This window comes from Streptomyces sp. 35G-GA-8 (assembly GCF_023534745.1).
Taxonomy (GTDB): Bacteria; Actinomycetota; Actinomycetes; order Streptomycetales; family Streptomycetaceae; genus Streptomyces.
The window spans coordinates 176,382-191,317 of the sequence record NZ_JAMHJQ010000012.1; the positions used below are offsets into that span (position 1 = coordinate 176,382).

Annotated in this window: 11 protein-coding genes and 1 pseudogene; 9 read left to right on the forward strand and 3 right to left on the reverse strand. The window is 70.4% G+C overall.

Annotated features, from left to right (window positions below; all coding sequences use genetic code 11):
- Position 1: 1 nt before the first annotated feature.
- The 3 genes from M1203_RS27135 to alaS all read left to right on the forward strand — a co-directional run bounded on the left by M1203_RS27135 (position 2) and on the right by alaS (position 5,409).
- Complete coding sequence (locus M1203_RS27135) at positions 2-979, forward strand: carbohydrate ABC transporter permease (RefSeq protein ID WP_249952429.1); 978 nt, start codon at positions 2-4, stop codon at positions 977-979.
- A 62-nt stretch (positions 980-1,041) separates the two neighbouring features.
- Positions 1,042-2,364: an ABC transporter substrate-binding protein gene (locus tag M1203_RS27140; RefSeq protein WP_249952430.1), complete on the forward strand. Its 1,323-nt coding sequence runs from the start codon at positions 1,042-1,044 to the stop codon at positions 2,362-2,364.
- Positions 2,365-2,748: 384 nt separating this feature from the next.
- A complete protein-coding gene (gene alaS, locus M1203_RS27145; protein WP_249952431.1) occupies positions 2,749-5,409 on the forward strand; it encodes an alanine--tRNA ligase in 2,661 nt (886 codons plus the stop codon).
- A gap of 277 nt (positions 5,410-5,686) precedes the next feature.
- Here alaS and M1203_RS27150 read toward each other — a convergent pair whose 3' ends face one another.
- On the reverse strand, positions 5,687-5,995 hold the full coding sequence (locus M1203_RS27150) for an immunity 53 family protein (protein ID WP_249952432.1): 309 nt from the start codon (positions 5,993-5,995) through the stop codon (positions 5,687-5,689).
- Positions 5,996-6,067: 72 nt separating this feature from the next.
- Here M1203_RS27150 and M1203_RS27155 point away from each other — a divergent pair.
- The 5 genes and pseudogenes from M1203_RS27155 to M1203_RS27175 form a co-directional block, all read left to right on the forward strand.
- Positions 6,068-6,301 (forward strand): annotated as a pseudogene (locus M1203_RS27155) (IS630 family transposase); the annotation flags it as partial.
- Positions 6,302-6,993: 692 nt separating this feature from the next.
- On the forward strand, positions 6,994-7,356 hold the full coding sequence (locus M1203_RS27160; protein ID WP_249952433.1) for a hypothetical protein: 363 nt from the start codon (positions 6,994-6,996) through the stop codon (positions 7,354-7,356).
- 377 nt (positions 7,357-7,733) lie between these two features.
- Complete coding sequence (locus M1203_RS27165) at positions 7,734-8,312, forward strand: carboxymuconolactone decarboxylase family protein (protein WP_249952434.1); 579 nt, start codon at positions 7,734-7,736, stop codon at positions 8,310-8,312.
- Entirely contained in the window at positions 8,309-9,181 is an 873-nt protein-coding gene (locus tag M1203_RS27170) for an RNA polymerase sigma-70 factor (RefSeq protein WP_249952435.1), read from the forward strand. Before M1203_RS27165 ends, M1203_RS27170 begins: the two co-directional genes overlap by 4 nt.
- 516 nt (positions 9,182-9,697) lie before the next feature.
- Positions 9,698-10,051 (forward strand): hypothetical protein, encoded by a 354-nt coding sequence (locus M1203_RS27175; RefSeq protein WP_374404092.1) that lies wholly within the window; start codon positions 9,698-9,700, stop codon positions 10,049-10,051.
- Positions 10,052-10,113: 62 nt separating this feature from the next.
- Here the strand turns inward: M1203_RS27175 and M1203_RS27180 are convergent, their stop codons facing one another.
- Positions 10,114-10,584, reverse strand: coding sequence for a glycosyltransferase (locus M1203_RS27180; RefSeq protein ID WP_249952436.1), 471 nt, complete (start codon positions 10,582-10,584; stop codon positions 10,114-10,116).
- A gap of 368 nt (positions 10,585-10,952) precedes the next feature.
- Between M1203_RS27180 and M1203_RS27185 the strand changes: the two genes are divergently transcribed.
- A complete protein-coding gene (locus M1203_RS27185; protein ID WP_249952519.1) occupies positions 10,953-11,870 on the forward strand; it encodes a MerR family transcriptional regulator in 918 nt (305 codons plus the stop codon).
- A gap of 136 nt (positions 11,871-12,006) precedes the next feature.
- On the opposite strand, the gene M1203_RS27190 is transcribed toward M1203_RS27185, so the two are convergent.
- Positions 12,007-14,934, reverse strand: coding sequence for a hypothetical protein (locus tag M1203_RS27190; protein WP_249952437.1), 2,928 nt, complete (start codon positions 14,932-14,934; stop codon positions 12,007-12,009).
- Positions 14,935-14,936: the final 2 nt, after the last annotated feature.

Below are 14,936 nucleotides of genomic sequence, written 5' to 3' on the forward strand. Positions count from 1 at the left end.
GATGAACATCTCCCCCACCACAACGGCGGCGACCGTAACCGACGAACCCACCGACGAGCACACCGGCGCCGCCGAGGCAACCACCCCCCGGGCCGCCGCATCCAGACGCCGGAAGCGGCTCCCGCACACCCCGCTCCACCCCCGCCCCAGCGTCCCGCTGACTCTCGTCACCGGCCTGGTCCTCGCCTACACCCTGCTCCCGCTCGCCTGGCTGGTCATCAACGCCACCAAGAACCAGAACGGACTGCTCAACTCCTTCGGCCTCTGGTTCGCCGACGACTTCAGCCTCTGGGACAACATCACCCGCACCGTCACCTACGACGACGGGGTCTTCGTACGCTGGCTGCTCAACACCCTCCTCTACGTCGCCGCCGGAGCGGGCGGTGCCACCGCCCTCGCCGTCCTCGGCGGATACGCCCTCGCCACGTACAACTTTCCCGGCCGCAGAGCCGTGTTCGCCGTCGTCCTCGGAGCCGTCGCCATCCCAGGCACTGCCCTGGCCGTCCCCACCTTCCTGATGTTCAGCAACATGGGTCTCACCAACACTCCGTGGGCCGTCATCATCCCGTCTCTGATCTCCCCGTTCGGGCTCTATCTGATGTGGGTGTTCGCCGCCGAGGCGGTCCCCACCGAACTCCTGGAAGCCGCGCGCATCGACGGCTCCGGCGAGCTGCGCACCTTCTTCAGGATCGCTCTGCCGCTGCTGATGCCGGGCACCGTCACCGTCCTGCTGTTCTCCATGGTCTCGACCTGGAACAACTACTTCCTGCCGCTGATCATGATCAAGGACCCCGACTGGTACCCCCTGCCCCTCGGCCTCAACGCCTGGAACTCCCAGGCCCAGACCGCCGGCGGCGAGGCCGTCTTCGACCTCATCATCACCGGCTCCCTGCTCACGATCGTCCCGATTGTGGTGATCTTCCTGCTCCTCCAGCGGTTCTGGCAGTCCGGCCTGGCCGCGGGCAGCGTCAAGGAATAGCCCCGCCCCACCCTCTGCTCGCCTCCCATCCCACCCGCACCACCGATCAGGAGCACAAGTCCATGAGAACGCACACCACCCGCAGGCTGTTCGGCGCGCTCGCCGTGGTCTCCGCCCTCGCGCTGAGCGCCACCGCCTGTGGTTCCTCCGAAGGCGGCGGCCCGAAAGACGTCAAGGCCGCGTTGGAGAAGGGCGGAAAGGTGACGGTGTGGGCCTGGGAACCCACACTCAAGAAGGTGGCGGCGGACTTCGAGAAGAAGTACCCCGGAGTCGACGTCGAACTGGTCAACGCCGGTACGGGCGACAAGCAGTACACCGCCCTGCAGAACGCGATCGCGGCCGGCTCCGGCGCTCCCGACGTGGCACAGGTCGAGTACTACGCCCTCGGCCAGTTCGCGATCGGCGAGTCCGTCGAGGACCTGTCCTCCTACGGCGCCCGGAAGTACGGCACGGACTTCACACCCGGCCCATGGAACGCGGTCACCGACGACAAGGCCGTCTACGCGCTGCCCATGGACTCCGGTCCGATGGCGTTCTTCTACAACAAGAAGGTCTTCGACAAGCACCGCATCAAGGTGCCGACCACCTGGGACGAATACGTGGAGGCGGCCCGCACCCTCCACAAGGCCGACCCCAAGATCTTCATCACCAACGACACCGGCGACGCCGGCGCCACCACCAGCCTCATCTGGCAAGCCGGCGGCCGTCCTTACAAGACGGACGGCACCAACGTCACGGTGAACTTCGGCGACGAAGGCACCAAGAGGTACACCGCCACCTGGCAGAAGCTCCTCGACGAAAAGCTGGTCGCACCGATCAGCTCCTGGAGCGACGCCTGGTACAAGGGTCTGGCCGACGGCTCGATCGCCACGCTCTCCATCGGCGCCTGGATGCCCGCCAACCTCACCTCCGGCGTCGCCTCCGCCTCCGGGGACTGGCGGGTCGCGCCACTGCCCCAGTGGACGAAGGGCGACACGGCAAGCGCGGAGAACGGCGGCAGCGCGCTCGCCGTCCCGAAGGCCGCCAAGAACAAGGAACTCGCCTACGCCTTCACCGAGTTCGCGACCACCGGAGCCGGCGCGAGCGCCCGCGTCGCCGAAGGCTCCTTCCCGGCCACGCGGGCCGACCTGGAGTCGAAGGCATTCCTCGACGCCCCGTTCCCGTACTTCGGCGGCCAGAAGGCCAACAAGATCTTCGCCGAATCGGCCCGCAACGTCGCCACCGACTGGTCCTACCTGCCTTACCAGGTATACGCGAACTCGGTGTTCAACGACACCGTGGGCAAGGCGTACGTCTCTCCCACCACACTCACGAACGGCCTGCGGGCATGGCAGGACTCCAGCATCAAGTACGGCAAGGACCAAGGCTTCACCGTCAACAAGTAGACACACCGTGGCGCCGACCGCCCGGCAGAAGCCGCCGCACTCGCGGCGGCCGGGGCCACGGTCGTCCCGGATCGGGCCCGGCCTGCGGGACTACGCGTCCCGTCCGCCGGCAGCGCTCACGGCGACGACGGACCTTTGCTGAGCGATCTTGACGCCGGACCCGCTACAGTCGGTGGTGCAGTGGACCAGGACAGCGGTCCTGCGCGGTCTGCTGCGCCACCGATGTGACCAACGGATCTGGAGTCAAGGTGCGGCCCATGGGGGCGCGAGCTATCTGCGTCGAGCTGGAGAACTGAGAACCCTCTCAGTCCTGGTTCTCGGCCCGGCTCGGCGTGCGATCTTCCCCCACCACCTTCCGTGACTCTTCCGTGAGGCCATGCCGCCATGCGCTCGACGCAGATCCGTCAGACGTTCACCGACTTCTTCACTTCCCGCAGCCACCATCTGGTCCCATCCAGCCCACTGGTTCCTGACGACCCGACCCTGCTGCTGGCGAACGCCGGGATGAACCAGTTCAAGCCCTACTTCCTGGGCGAGACCACACCGCCGTTCTCCCGGGCGACCAGCATCCAGAAGTGCGTACGGACCTCGGACATCGACAACGTCGGCCGCACCAACCGGCACGCGACGTTCTTCGAGATGATGGGCAACTTCTCCTTCGGCGACTACTTCAAGGAAGACGCCATCGCCTTCGCCTGGGAACTCCTCACCCAGGGCTACGGGCTGGAGAAGGACAAGCTCTGGATCACCGTCTTCGAGGACGACGACGAGGCCGAACGCCTCTGGCGCCGCATCGGTGTCCCCGCCTCCCGCATCCAGCGCCTCGGCATGGAGGACAACTACTGGTCCATGACAGTCCCCGGCCCCTGCGGGCCCAGCTCTGAGGCTCACTATGACCGCGGCCCGGCCTTCGGCAAGGAAGGCGGCCCAGCCGTGGACGGCGAGCGCTATATGGAGATCTGGAACTTGGTCTTCATGCAGAACGTCCGCGGCGAGGGACCGCCGAAGAAGGACTACCCGATCCTTGGCGAGCTCGCCAACAGGAGCATCGACACCGGCCTCGGCCTGGACCGGCTCGCCGCGATCCTCCAGGATGCCCAGAACGTGTGCACCACCGATCTGCTGCTGCCCACCTACCACACCGTCCAGGACCTGGCCGGCCGTGAGGCGCCCAGCGAGGGTGAGGACAAGGTGTCCTTCCAGGTCGTCACCGAACACGCCCGCTCCATCGCCTTCCTCATCGCCGACGGCGTCCTGCCCGCGAAGGACGGCCGCGGCTACATCCTGCGCCGTTTGATGCGCCGCGCGATCCGCCATGCGCGTCTGCTCGGCATCGACGGGCCCGTCCTGCCCGCCGCGACCGCCTCGGTGATCGGCAACCTCCGCGACGTCTGGCCGGAGCTTGCGGCCCAGGACGCGCTGATCGAGCAGGTCGTCACCGCCGAGGAGGCGTCCTTCACCCGCACCCTGGCGCAGGGCACGAGGCTGCTGGACGCCGCGATCAGCCGCACCCGGCACGGCGGCTCGGCCGCCCTGCCCGGCGAAACCGCCTTCGAGCTCGCCGACACCTACGGCTTCCCCTTCGAACTGACCGTCGAGGCCGCCCGCGACGCCGGGCTGACCGTCGACGAGAACCGCTTCGCCGCGCTGTTGGACGAGCAGAAGAAGCGCGCGAAGGCCGGGGGCAAGGCCAAGACCGCCGAGGCCCTGCGCAAGATGGACACCTACCGCGAGCTGGCCGCCCGCCTCCCGAGGACCGAGTTCCTCGGGTACGAGCACCTGACCGCGGAGGCCACCGTCACCGGCCTCATGCTGGGCGGCGCCGTCGTCGACAGCGCCGGCGAAGGCAGCGAGGCCGAGCTGGTGCTCGACCGCTCGCCCTTCTATGCCGAGGCCGGCGGACAGATCGGCGACACCGGCACCCTCACCATGAGCGACGGCACTCGCCTGAAGATCACCGACACTCGCTACGGCCTGGAAGGCTTCCGAGTTCACACCGCCCGTGTCCTTCGGGGCGAGCTCCGCACCGGCGCCGGCGGCGAAGCCGTCGTTGACGCCGGGCGCCGGGCCGGTCTGACGCGGTCGCACTCGGCCACCCACATCCTGCACGCCGTCGTCATGGCCGCCCTGGGCGATCACGCCCGCCAGCAGGGCTCCCTCGTCGAACCCGACCGGCTCCGCTTCGACTTCGCGCACTTCGCCGCGCTCAGCCCCGACCAGCTCCGGCAGATCGAAACGGCCGTCAACGGCCACGTCCTCGATGACCCGGAAGTCCGGGCCTGGCATGCCGACCGAGCCGTAGCCGAGGCGGCGGGCGCCATCGCGCTGTTCGGCGAGAAGTACGGCGACCGGGTCCGCATCGTCGACATCGGCGACTTCTCCCGCGAGCTCTGCGGCGGCACCCACGTCGCCCACGGCTCCCAGGTCGGCGCCTTCCGCCTGCTGTCCGAGTCCTCGATCGGCTCCAACCTCCGCCGCGTCGAGGCCCTCACCGGCCATGGCACCCTCCGCCACCTGGACATCGAGCGGCGGCTGCTGAACGAGCTCACCGGCCTGCTCGGCACCCGCACCACCCTGGCCCCCGACGCCCTGCGCAAGCGCCTGGACGCCCTCGCCTCCGCCCAGACGGAGCTGGAGCAGCTGCGGGCCGCTGAGCTGCGTTCCCAGGCCGCGCGACTCGCCGACACGGCCCACCCCACCGACGGCGGCGGCCGGCTCCTCGCTCAGAAGGTCACCGGCATCGCGCCGGACGAGCTGCGGCAACTGGCCTCCGAGACCCTGGCCCAGCTGCCCGCAGGACCCGCGGTCGTGGTCCTGGCCCTGGAGCACTCCGGCAAGGCCCTGCTCGCCGCGGCCGTCTCGCCCCACCTGCTCGGCCGCGGAATCCAGGCCGCGCAGGTCATCGACCGCGCCGCTAAGACGGTCGGCGGAGGAGGCGGCGGCACCGGCGCCCTCGCCGGCGCCGGCGGACGCCGCCCCGAACACCTCGACCAGGCCCTCGCCGCCGCTGCCGAGGACGCCACCACCCTGCTCGGCGACCGTTAACGTCAGACGCCTCGGGCCCGCCCAGACCCCCGCTGGGCAGGCCCGCAGGCTGAAGAAGGACCCGCGATCACATTCACCCCCGCGGAACGGACAGCGGCCGACCCGGCAGTTGCCGGACAGCGCGAGCACGACACCTTCAGCGAACTCGCCCAGAAGCGCGGACGCACGATCGAACAACTGCTGCTCCGCTGCCTTCCTCGCCGACGACGCCCTCTGACGGCGCTCGTGTTCTGACCGCATAGGTTCCGCGGTTTGGTATCTCCGGTTCGGTACCGGCTCAAGAGGCGGTCGTTGTTGCCCAGGTTCGGAACAGGGTGAGGGCCTCGGCGAGGTTGCCGGGGCCGCACGCGGCGTGGAAGGTCTTCTCAGCGGTCCACGCACGAACCCAGTCCCGCGAGCTGCGGTCGACCTCCTGGAGGGTGTACTCGCGTCCTTCCAGGTCCGTTTCCTCCAGATCGATCTCAACGGTCCAGCCGGGGTTGTCGAGCGTGGCGATCTTCACGCCCCACTCGTGCTCCCAGTCGCCGTCGCACTGCTGCGCGTACCAGTTCTGCAGCCAGTCGAGAAGGGGCTCCGAATCGCTCATGGCAGAAGATGCTAAGCGAGTCGCGCGCCGGGTTCGGGCGTGACCGGACCGTCCTGCAGAGGAGAGGTAAGGGTGGAACCGGTACGAGTGCGCACACTGACCGATCAGGAGGGGCGACGACTGCAGCAGATAGTGCGCAGAGGCAGCACCAGCTCGGTGCGCTACCACCACGCGATCACGCTGCTGGCGTCGGCCGGCGGAAACCGAGTGCCCGTCATCGCCCAGCGCGTGGCGGCCGACGAGGGCATCGTGCGTGATCTTGTCCACCGCTTCAACGAGATCGGCCTGGTCTGCCCAGACCCTAAGACGGTGTCCTAGGAGCGCGACGTACTACGACTTCGCCGCCTGGCGAAACGACGGAACCCACCAGGTCATTCATGAGCTCCTGCGCTGCCAGGTCCGTGAAGGCGCCTGACGATGAGAGGCCCCGACCCTGGTGGTGCTGGATAGCCAGAGTGTCCACGCGGCCGTCAGAGCCCCCGCCGCCCACGACCGGATACGCGGCCTGCTCACCTAGTTCCACCCCAGCCTCGAACGCGTCCTGGGCCCCCGCCTGGACCACGGTCCTGTGCGTCGGTGCGGTACTGGGGCCCCGGGCACTGACTTTGACCTCCACGGCCGCGGCAGCCGCCGGACCAGGCTCGATACTGGCGTGGCCCGGACTCGTCGTGGTGAGCCTGCCGAACGCCTGGGTGTTCGCCGTGCTGGGCGCCCTGCATCCCGATGGCGGCGGGGTGGCGGCCTTCACTCGCGGACCCTTCGGACCGCGACTCGCCGCGCCGGTGGGCTGCTGGTTCTACTGGGCCGGTCCCCTGGGAGTACTTGCCGCGGCACTCATCGGCAGGGACTACACGGCCGCCGCCGCGGGGTGGGGCATTCCACCGCGACCGTGGTTGCCCTGCTGGTCCTGGCCACGGCCTACGGCAGCAACCTCGTCGCCCTGCGCCTGTCGGGCCGGATGCCGGGGCGCGCTGGCAGCACACACCCAACCCGCCGCCGTGTCCGCAATGGTGTGCACGGGCGACACGCTGACCCATCTGCCAAGCAAAGGCGAAGTCACAGCACTGCTGCGCGACGCGGCCCGGTGCCTCGCCACAAACGGCCAACTGGTCCCCAGCTACCGCGACCTGACCCGGCCTCTCACAGGAACCGACCGCGCCCTTCCCGTATGCGCCACCGACGAGAGGATCATGACCTGCTTCCTTGAGTACGTCGTCGACACTGTCATGGTCCACGACCTGATCCACACGCGCGCCAGCCCCGCCTGGCTCATCGATCGCTGCCGCGATGTGGGCCTGCACATCCAGCACAGCGCCGACGGGCCACGCGGTCTGCACATCATCACCGCGACCAAGTCTTGACCTCGAACAGTGGCGGAAGGACCGCAGTGACCCCTCATCCGGCTACCGCCGCAACCTGGCCGCGGGCTGTCCACTGGTACCGAGCGGAACCGCAGAACCGCCTTCGTACCGCTTGCGATCCCAGTGCCGAACAACGGCGCCAGGGAGGCCCGCGATGAGCCGCATATCCGTGAACGACGCCACGCTGCACTATGACGACTTCGGCCCCTCGGACGGCATTCCGGTCGTTCTGATCCACGGGCACCCTTTCAACCGCACGCTGGTGCGGGTTGGCCTGTGCGCGCCGACGATCCACGCGCGGTGGCGATGGTGGTTGTCACATTCGCGGGCCCGGCGGTGTCTTCATGCCAAACAGGCAATCGTTCAAGGAGAACACCATGGCGCTACGCGTCCCGAAGGCCGAGCTCCCCGCCGAGCTGCGCGAAAACCTGATCAAGCAGCTCGGTTCCGTGCCCGAGCCCTACGAGGTGCTGTGGAACAACCCCAAGCTCGCCGAGGCCAACCAAGAGTTCTCAGCCAAGGTGGGCACCTGGGACGCGGCCGACGCGAGCCTCAAGACGTTTGCGCACATGGCCGTCGCGGCACAGATCGGCTGCAGTTGGTGCCTCGACATCAACTACTTCGCGGCACTGAACCAGAACCTGGACCTGGCCAAGGCGAGTCAGGTACCGCGCTGGCGGGAGTCGGAGGTGTTCACGCCGTTGGAGCGGGAGGTGATGGAGTACGCCGAGGCCATGACGAACACGCCGACGACCGTCACCGATGAGCTGTCGGCGAGTCTGCTCAGCCGACTCGGCCCGGCGGCGCTGGTCGAGCTCACCGTGTTCATCGGCTTCGCCAACCTGGCGGCCAGGTGCAACACGGCGCATGGGATCACCTCGCAGGGCTACTCCGCTGCCTGCGAGATCCCGCTGGCCACGCGTCCTGAGACATCCGGCATAGCCTCGACGGCATGACCGAGGACCCGTTCATCGCCCATCGCAGCCTGCTGTTCACGGTCGCCTACGAGATGCTCGGCTCCGCGGCCGACGCGGAGGACGTGCTGCAGGAGTCCTGGCTGCGGTGGGCCGAGGTCGACCAGACGCGGGTGAGCGACGCGCGGGCGTACCTCGTCAGGACCGTCACGCGGCAGGCGCTCAACCGGCTGCGGACGTTGGCGCGCAGCCGCGAGGACTATGTCGGCGAGTGGCTGCCGGAACCGTTGCTGACCAGCCCTGATGTCGCCGAGGACGTAGAGCTCGCGGAGAGCGTCTCGATCGCGATGCTGACCGTCCTTGAAACGCTCGGGCCGGCGGAGCGGGCGGTGTTCGTGCTCCGCGAGGTCTTCGAGCTGCCGTACGGCGAGATCGCCGAGGCCATCGGGAAGTCCGCGGCCGCGGTGCGGCAGATCGCGCGGCGGGCACGCGAGCATGTCGCGGCCCGGCGGCCGCGGGTGCAGGTGAGCCGGTCTGAGCAGCAAGCCGTGGTGGAACGGTTCCTGCTCGCATTGCGCACTGGGCAGTTGCAGGAGCTGGTGGAGGTCATGGCGCCGGACGTGGTCCTGATCGCCGATGGTGGCGGGCTGGCGGCCGCCGCTCTGGCGCCGATCCACGGGGTCGAACTCGTGGCGAAGGTGCTCGCGCGCACGGGCCAGGTGGAAGTGGCCCCGCTCGCGACGACGTTCGTGTGGCTCAACGGCGCACCTGCGGGGCTGGTCGAGATCGACGGCGAGCTGGCCACGGCGGTGAACCTCGTAGTGGAGAACGGGCAGGTCACCCGGGTCTACTTGGTGAGAAACCCGCGGAAGCTGACGAGACTCGACGAACCAGCTGAACTCGCCAGGTAAGCCGGCTGCTGCTCTGGCGGTGTGAGTGGTCCGGGCGAAACCGCCCGGACCACACACCACCGCAAGCCGGGCCAGANGAGACTCGACGAACCAGCTGAACTCGCCAGGTAAGCCGGCTGCTGCTCTGGCGGTGTGAGTGGTCCGGGCGAAACCGCCCGGACCACTCACCACCGCAAGCCGGGCCAGAGCCCGACGGCGGCCAGGACCGAGGATCCGGGACGGACGCAGGATTGGCGCGCGATCCGACACGGTTGTTCCCTGACCCTCGAAAGGCCCGAATGCCCACCTGAGACGAGTGAGACGCCACCGGGCCAAGTGAGACCGCAAGCAACGAGTCCTGACTGGCCAACGGACCACATCATCTGAGACGCCTGGCCTTCATCAACCCCGGCGGCTTGCTTCCTCACCGACCTGCTCGGTCCCTGCATCGCCTCCGGCGTCGGAGGCGGAGGCGCACAGGTTCTGGCCCCGGTCGCCGCCGCCGCGACCACGGGCGTCGTCCCCCGCCAGGCGAGCATGGCCTCCGGCCCTTTCAACAGCTCCCGCCAACTCGGCGGCCGCGTCAGCCTGACCGCCCTGGCCACCATCGCCGCACTCCGCACCGGCCCCGCCACCGACCCCGCCGCCCTCAACGACGGCTACGCCCTGGGCCTTTCCGCCACCGCGGGCCTCCTCTTCGCACTCGCGGCAATCGTGGCGATCGGGGTGTTGCCCCGACGCCAGGCCGCCCTGCCTGACCCGCAACCCGCCGTCCCCACAAAGAACCGACTGGAAGGGACGCCATCACGACGACGCCCCGCAACGACCTGTTCGCCCCCGCGCTGCAGTTCCGCCCCGACGGCGATGTCCGAGCCGTCGAACGACGGATGACGAGCAGCGACTCCGGCGTCTGGCGGATCGCGTCCTGGATGCCTCTCGCAGCGTTCGCGGTTTCATCCGTCGGACGCGACGCCGATGCGGGCCAGTACCGCGGCGGTGCCGTCCTCTGTGGCGATGCGGCGCGCGAGTTCGACCGCTCGTTGTCGATGGTTCGGATCGGCCGTGCAGGCTGTGATCGCCTCGACGAGGGTTTCGGCGGTGAGCTCGTGGAACGGCAGCGGCCGCGGGGCGACCCCGAACCGGTGCAGCCGGGCTGCCCAGAACGGCTGGCCGGCCATGGCGGGTACCGGCACGGCGGGCACCCCGGCGCGAAGTCCGGCCGCAGTGGTGCCCGCCTCGGCGTGGTGAACGGCAGCAGCCGTGCGGGGGAACAACCAGTCGTGCGGGAGGTCACCGATCGCCTGGACGTCATCGCCGGCCGCGCTCAGTCCGGCCCACCCCGCGTGCACCACCGCGCGTACCCCCGCCCGAACCACCGCCGCCGCCATCAGGCCGCCCAAGCGTTCCCCCTGGCCGGGTGCCATGCTGCCGAACCCGATGAACACCGGGGGCGGACCGGCATGGAGGAAGTCGACCAGCTCGGCCGGCGGCCGCCAACCTCGCGGCCGGGCAGGCCACCAGTAACCCGTCACCTCGACCTCGGACGGCCAGAGTCCGCCGGGCGCGGTACCACCTGTGGACTGAAGCCGTGGAAGACGGGCCGGATCCTTCCCGCCTGCCCCGGCCCCACGGCGGCGGGCAGCCCGAGCCGGGTGCGCAGCCTCGTCAGGACCCCTTCCTGGAGCGTTTCCGCCTGCGCCAGCAGCGCCCGGCCCGCAGCGAGGTTGCCGTCCGGCCCCAGGTCGTCGGCGCCCGGCACGCCGGGCAGCGGGAATCCCCTACCGGGCTGCCGGTGAAGACCATCCGCTACTACTCCGGCATCGGGCTGCTGCCCAAGAGCGGACGCAGCCGAGGCGGCCACCGCAGCTACACCGCGGACGCGCTATCCCGGCTCGGACTGATCCAGCGCCTCCGCGCGCTCGACACCCCGATCGCCGCGATCGCCAGGGTGATGACGGGGGAACGCTCCCTTGCCGACCTCGTCACCCGCGAACTGGACACCTTCCAGGCGCACATGCGTGAGCTGACGTGGCGCCAGGGGATACTGCGGGCCCTGGACGACTGCCCCGAGCTGGAACGACTTCGCCGCCTCGCACTGCTCGCCGAGGTGGGCAAGCTCGCTCCCGACCAGCCTGCCGCACCGCTTGCCCCGGGCCGTCATCGAAGGCGCGGTGCCCGCACCACCAGCCAACCCCACCACTACGACCGCCCTCGCCGGCGCCGAACTCCACGCCCTCACCAGCGGAGACGACCGGCGCCGCCAACCGCAGAGCCACCAGGTCGGCGACGTCGCGTCGTTCTACTCCGGCATCATGGACGCCTGCACACTGGCCGCCGAGGCCCTTGCCTCCGGCTGCCCGCCCGACGCACCGAGGCCCTCGACCACTTCGTACCCACCTACGCCCGCATCAGCGGTCGCGACGACACCCGGCGTTCCGTGCACACCTCCGCACCCGGTTCCGCCACGCAGCGCACCACGGCTCGTTCCCGCTGCACTACTGGCGACACACCTTCGCTGTCACCAGCGAAACGCCGCCTCACTTCCCCGCCACCGGCCAGGGACACCTCGCCGCTTCCCTCGCCACCCTGGAGGTCACCGAATACGGTCAAGGCGTACGCCCACGACCTGGTCGAACTGACGTCACCGCCCGTCCAACCGTTCCTACCGCCAACGCGGCGAACCTTCTCGGTCAGAGCACTGGACGAGTAGTTCCGACGCCCATCGCCCAGGCGCTGATCGGTCGGCCGGGCTGACCGATCAGCGCGGCTCCGTCAGTGCAGGAGAGGGCGGTGCTCACGGCGCCGCGCGGGCCGTCGCACCGGCACCGCCCCCGTCGCGTCACTCCTCACTCCTCGTCGCGCAGTCGGGCCGCCAGGGAAGTCAGCTGCTCGGTCTCCTCGGTGTGGCCCAGGGCGGTCAGGCGGGAGACCGCCGCATCGAGGCGGGTGAGGGCAGGGGCGGGGCGTTCCAGGTAGATACCCTCCACGGCACCCGCGAGACGGACGCACTCGGCCCACTCGCCGACGCGGTCCTCCTCCGGTCCCGGCTCGTCGAGCAGGGCGATGGCCTTCTTCAGGGCGGCGAGTGCGTCCTCGTACTCGCCGACGTAGGCATTGACCCGACCCTGTTCGTAGGCGAGGGCGGTGTCCAGGGAGCGGCCGTGGGCCTCGTATTCGGCAACGCGCGCCTCGTCGGCGATCCGGCCGGCGTCGGTGAGGTAGGCGAGGGCGTCGGCCAGGCCGTCGGGGCCCTGCTGCTGGGCCTGAAGGCGGGCGAGTTCGCGCAGGCCGTTGCTGAGCTGCTCGTAGCGCGGGGCCCGGGCGTGGGCGGCGAGCGCCTGGTCCGCGGCCTCGCGGGCCCGGCCGAACTCGCCGGACTCGCCGAGGAGTACGGCCGTCTCCGCGGCGATCATGGCGTGGCTCCCGGGGTCGTCGTCCCAGCCCGCCGACTCGGCCGCAAGGGCGACGAACTCCACCACGGCGGCCTTGAGGTCCTCCCCCGCGCGCAGCGCGCGGGCGCGGGTCAGGCGCAGCTGAGCGACAAGCCGGCCGTCCAGCTCGCCGGAGGCGACGTCGGGTTCGGCCAGAAGGGAGTCGAGCAGGGCGATGCAGTCCTCGATGCGACCCAGGTCAAGGCAGAGCTGAGCCGCGTTGCTGTAGGCGCAGAACGCGTCCGTCCGGCTGCCGCAGCGCAGGTCCAGGTCCGCCGAGCGCGTCAGGTGCCGTAGTGCCTCGTCGGGGCGACCGAGGTGCATGCAGGCCTCGGCCAGATCACCGTGGAGGCGGGCGGTGTCGACCGCGTCGGCCGGCCAGTCGGCGGCCAGTCGCAGGCCCTCGGCCAGGTCCGCGTGCGCGGCCTGCGCGTTCTGGAGGCCGAGCTGGAGCCGGCCACGCAGTCCGAGCGCGCGGGGCAGGTGCCAGGCGGGGCCGTGTGCCTTCAGCCGGTCGAGGAGGCCGTCGACCTCGGTGACCGCGGCAGACAGGTCGCCGGACATGGCGTATGTGCCGGCCCTCAGCAATAGGGCGCCGGAGATCTGCCCGACGACATCATGCCGGGTGGCGAACGCGTGCAGCAGGTCCACCTCGGCGAAGACCGGCGCGACGTGCTCCTCGCTCTCGGACGTCTGCAGGCGTATGCCGAGCGCGGTCGCTCGCAGCCGCAGCAGGCGTGCCTCTTGGTATGGGGCGAGGCCGGGCGTCTCCTCGTGCAGGCGGACCATAGACGCGTGGGCGGCGCTGAACGCGGCGGCCTTCGTCTCGGCTCCGTCGACTCCCTCCTCGTGGATCTCGGCGGTGGCGAACAGGGCGCAGGCGCGGGCGACCGCCGCCTGACCCGGCACCCCGGCGTCGTCGTACAAGCCCGCGGCCTCCTCGTAGAGGGCGGCGCTGATCTCGCCCTTCTCGCCCGCCCAGCTCGCCTCGTCGGCCAACAGGTCCGCGCGCAGCTGTACGAGCGGGCCCACGGCCGGGTCGTCGGGGTGGGTGTAGCCGCGGGCGGTGGCGAGCGTGCGCAGCCGTGCCCAGCATGCCTTTGCGTCCGGGTGCCCCTGCTCGTCCAACGCCCTTGCCTGGCGGATGAGTTCGGGCAGCGTCTCCGGGACGGCGGCGGTCGTACGGGCGGCGGACGCGGTAACCGGGGCGGCGGGGAGCACGTCGTCGAGGCCACGGGTGCGCAGGGCCAGTTCCAGCGTGTCCAGGAGCGGGGCACGGTCGAGGCGGGCCCGGCGGCGGTCAGTGTGGGCCGTGGTCCCGTTGCGGGCGTCGAAGCGGGCGGCGAGGTCGTCGGCGCGGCCCCGCACCTCGGCGCGCAGGCCGGCCACCGTCCAGGTGTGGCCCGCGTATCCGGCGGCGGGCAGTTCGCCGTGGCCAAGGAGCTCGACGCGCTGAAGGAGGACCTCCGCGCCGGTGAGGAAGTCGAGCAGATCCAGCGGCGAGCCCACCTCGTCGAACAGGCTCCGGTTCTCGGCGAGCAGTTCCAGGCCGCGTGCTTCGTTACCGGTCAGCGCGCAGAACTCCAGGTGGCGGCCGACCTCCCCGGACATCGAGGGGTTGCGGCGGCAGCCGCGGTAGCCGGCGAGGTGCAGTTCGCGGGCCCGGTCGACGCGGCCGGTGCGCAGCAGGGGCAACAGGGCGTACGAGAAGGAGCGGGCCGGCTCCTCCTGGCAGGACTCCTTTCCGTCCAGGACGGGCTCCCAGGCGCCCAGCGCCCGCTCATCGTCGCCCGCCGCGAGGTGGTGGAGGGCGACCTCGCAGATCTCGCAGGCCTCGCAGTCGCTGAGCGGGGTGCGGGTGCGGCCCGCCCACAGCTCGTAGGCGAGGGCGGTGTCCTCGCCTACGTGGGCGGCGAGCTGGTACGCCTGTCCGTAGTAGGGGTGAAGGCCCAGGCCGGCCCTCCCGTACCGGTCGCGCATCTCCGTCAGCCACTGGCGCAGGCCGGCCAGCGGAATCTCGGGCAGCGTGCGCAGGGCGTTGGACACCCACTTGAACCGCCAGAACAGCAGGTGGCGCCGGCGCTCGTCGAAGACGTCGGGCTGCTCGTCGAACAGGGTGAGCAGGCGGGCGAAGACGACGGGCGACTTGCGGGGTTCGGAGCCGTAGGTGTACGCCTCCTGGAGTTCGAGGAGCGCGTCGACGAGCGGGACGGGCTCCGCGAACTGCTCGGCGGCGTCCACGAGTTCCTCGGCGGTGACGGTGCGGGTGCGGCCGTAGGGGCGCCGGCCGTTCTCCTGGAGCGCCTGGTACAGCTCGTCGGTCGTCTGGGGTGCGGTCGGCATCG

Bases quoted from the DNA above. Each gene is read 5' to 3' on its own strand.
- M1203_RS27135 (WP_249952429.1), top strand. From the start codon at position 2: ATGAACATCTCCCCCACCACAACGGCGGCGACCGTAACCGACGAACCC.
- M1203_RS27140 (WP_249952430.1), top strand. From the start codon at position 1,042: ATGAGAACGCACACCACCCGCAGGCTGTTCGGCGCGCTCGCCGTGGTC.
- alaS (WP_249952431.1), top strand. From the start codon at position 2,749: ATGCGCTCGACGCAGATCCGTCAGACGTTCACCGACTTCTTCACTTCC.
- M1203_RS27150 (WP_249952432.1), bottom strand. From the start codon at position 5,995: ATGAGCGATTCGGAGCCCCTTCTCGACTGGCTGCAGAACTGGTACGCG.
- M1203_RS27165 (WP_249952434.1), top strand. From the start codon at position 7,734: ATGGCGCTACGCGTCCCGAAGGCCGAGCTCCCCGCCGAGCTGCGCGAA.
- M1203_RS27170 (WP_249952435.1), top strand. From the start codon at position 8,309: ATGACCGAGGACCCGTTCATCGCCCATCGCAGCCTGCTGTTCACGGTC.
- M1203_RS27175 (WP_374404092.1), top strand. From the start codon at position 9,698: ATGGCCTCCGGCCCTTTCAACAGCTCCCGCCAACTCGGCGGCCGCGTC.
- M1203_RS27180 (WP_249952436.1), bottom strand. From the start codon at position 10,584: ATGGCACCCGGCCAGGGGGAACGCTTGGGCGGCCTGATGGCGGCGGCG.
- M1203_RS27190 (WP_249952437.1), bottom strand. From the start codon at position 14,934: ATGCCGACCGCACCCCAGACGACCGACGAGCTGTACCAGGCGCTCCAG.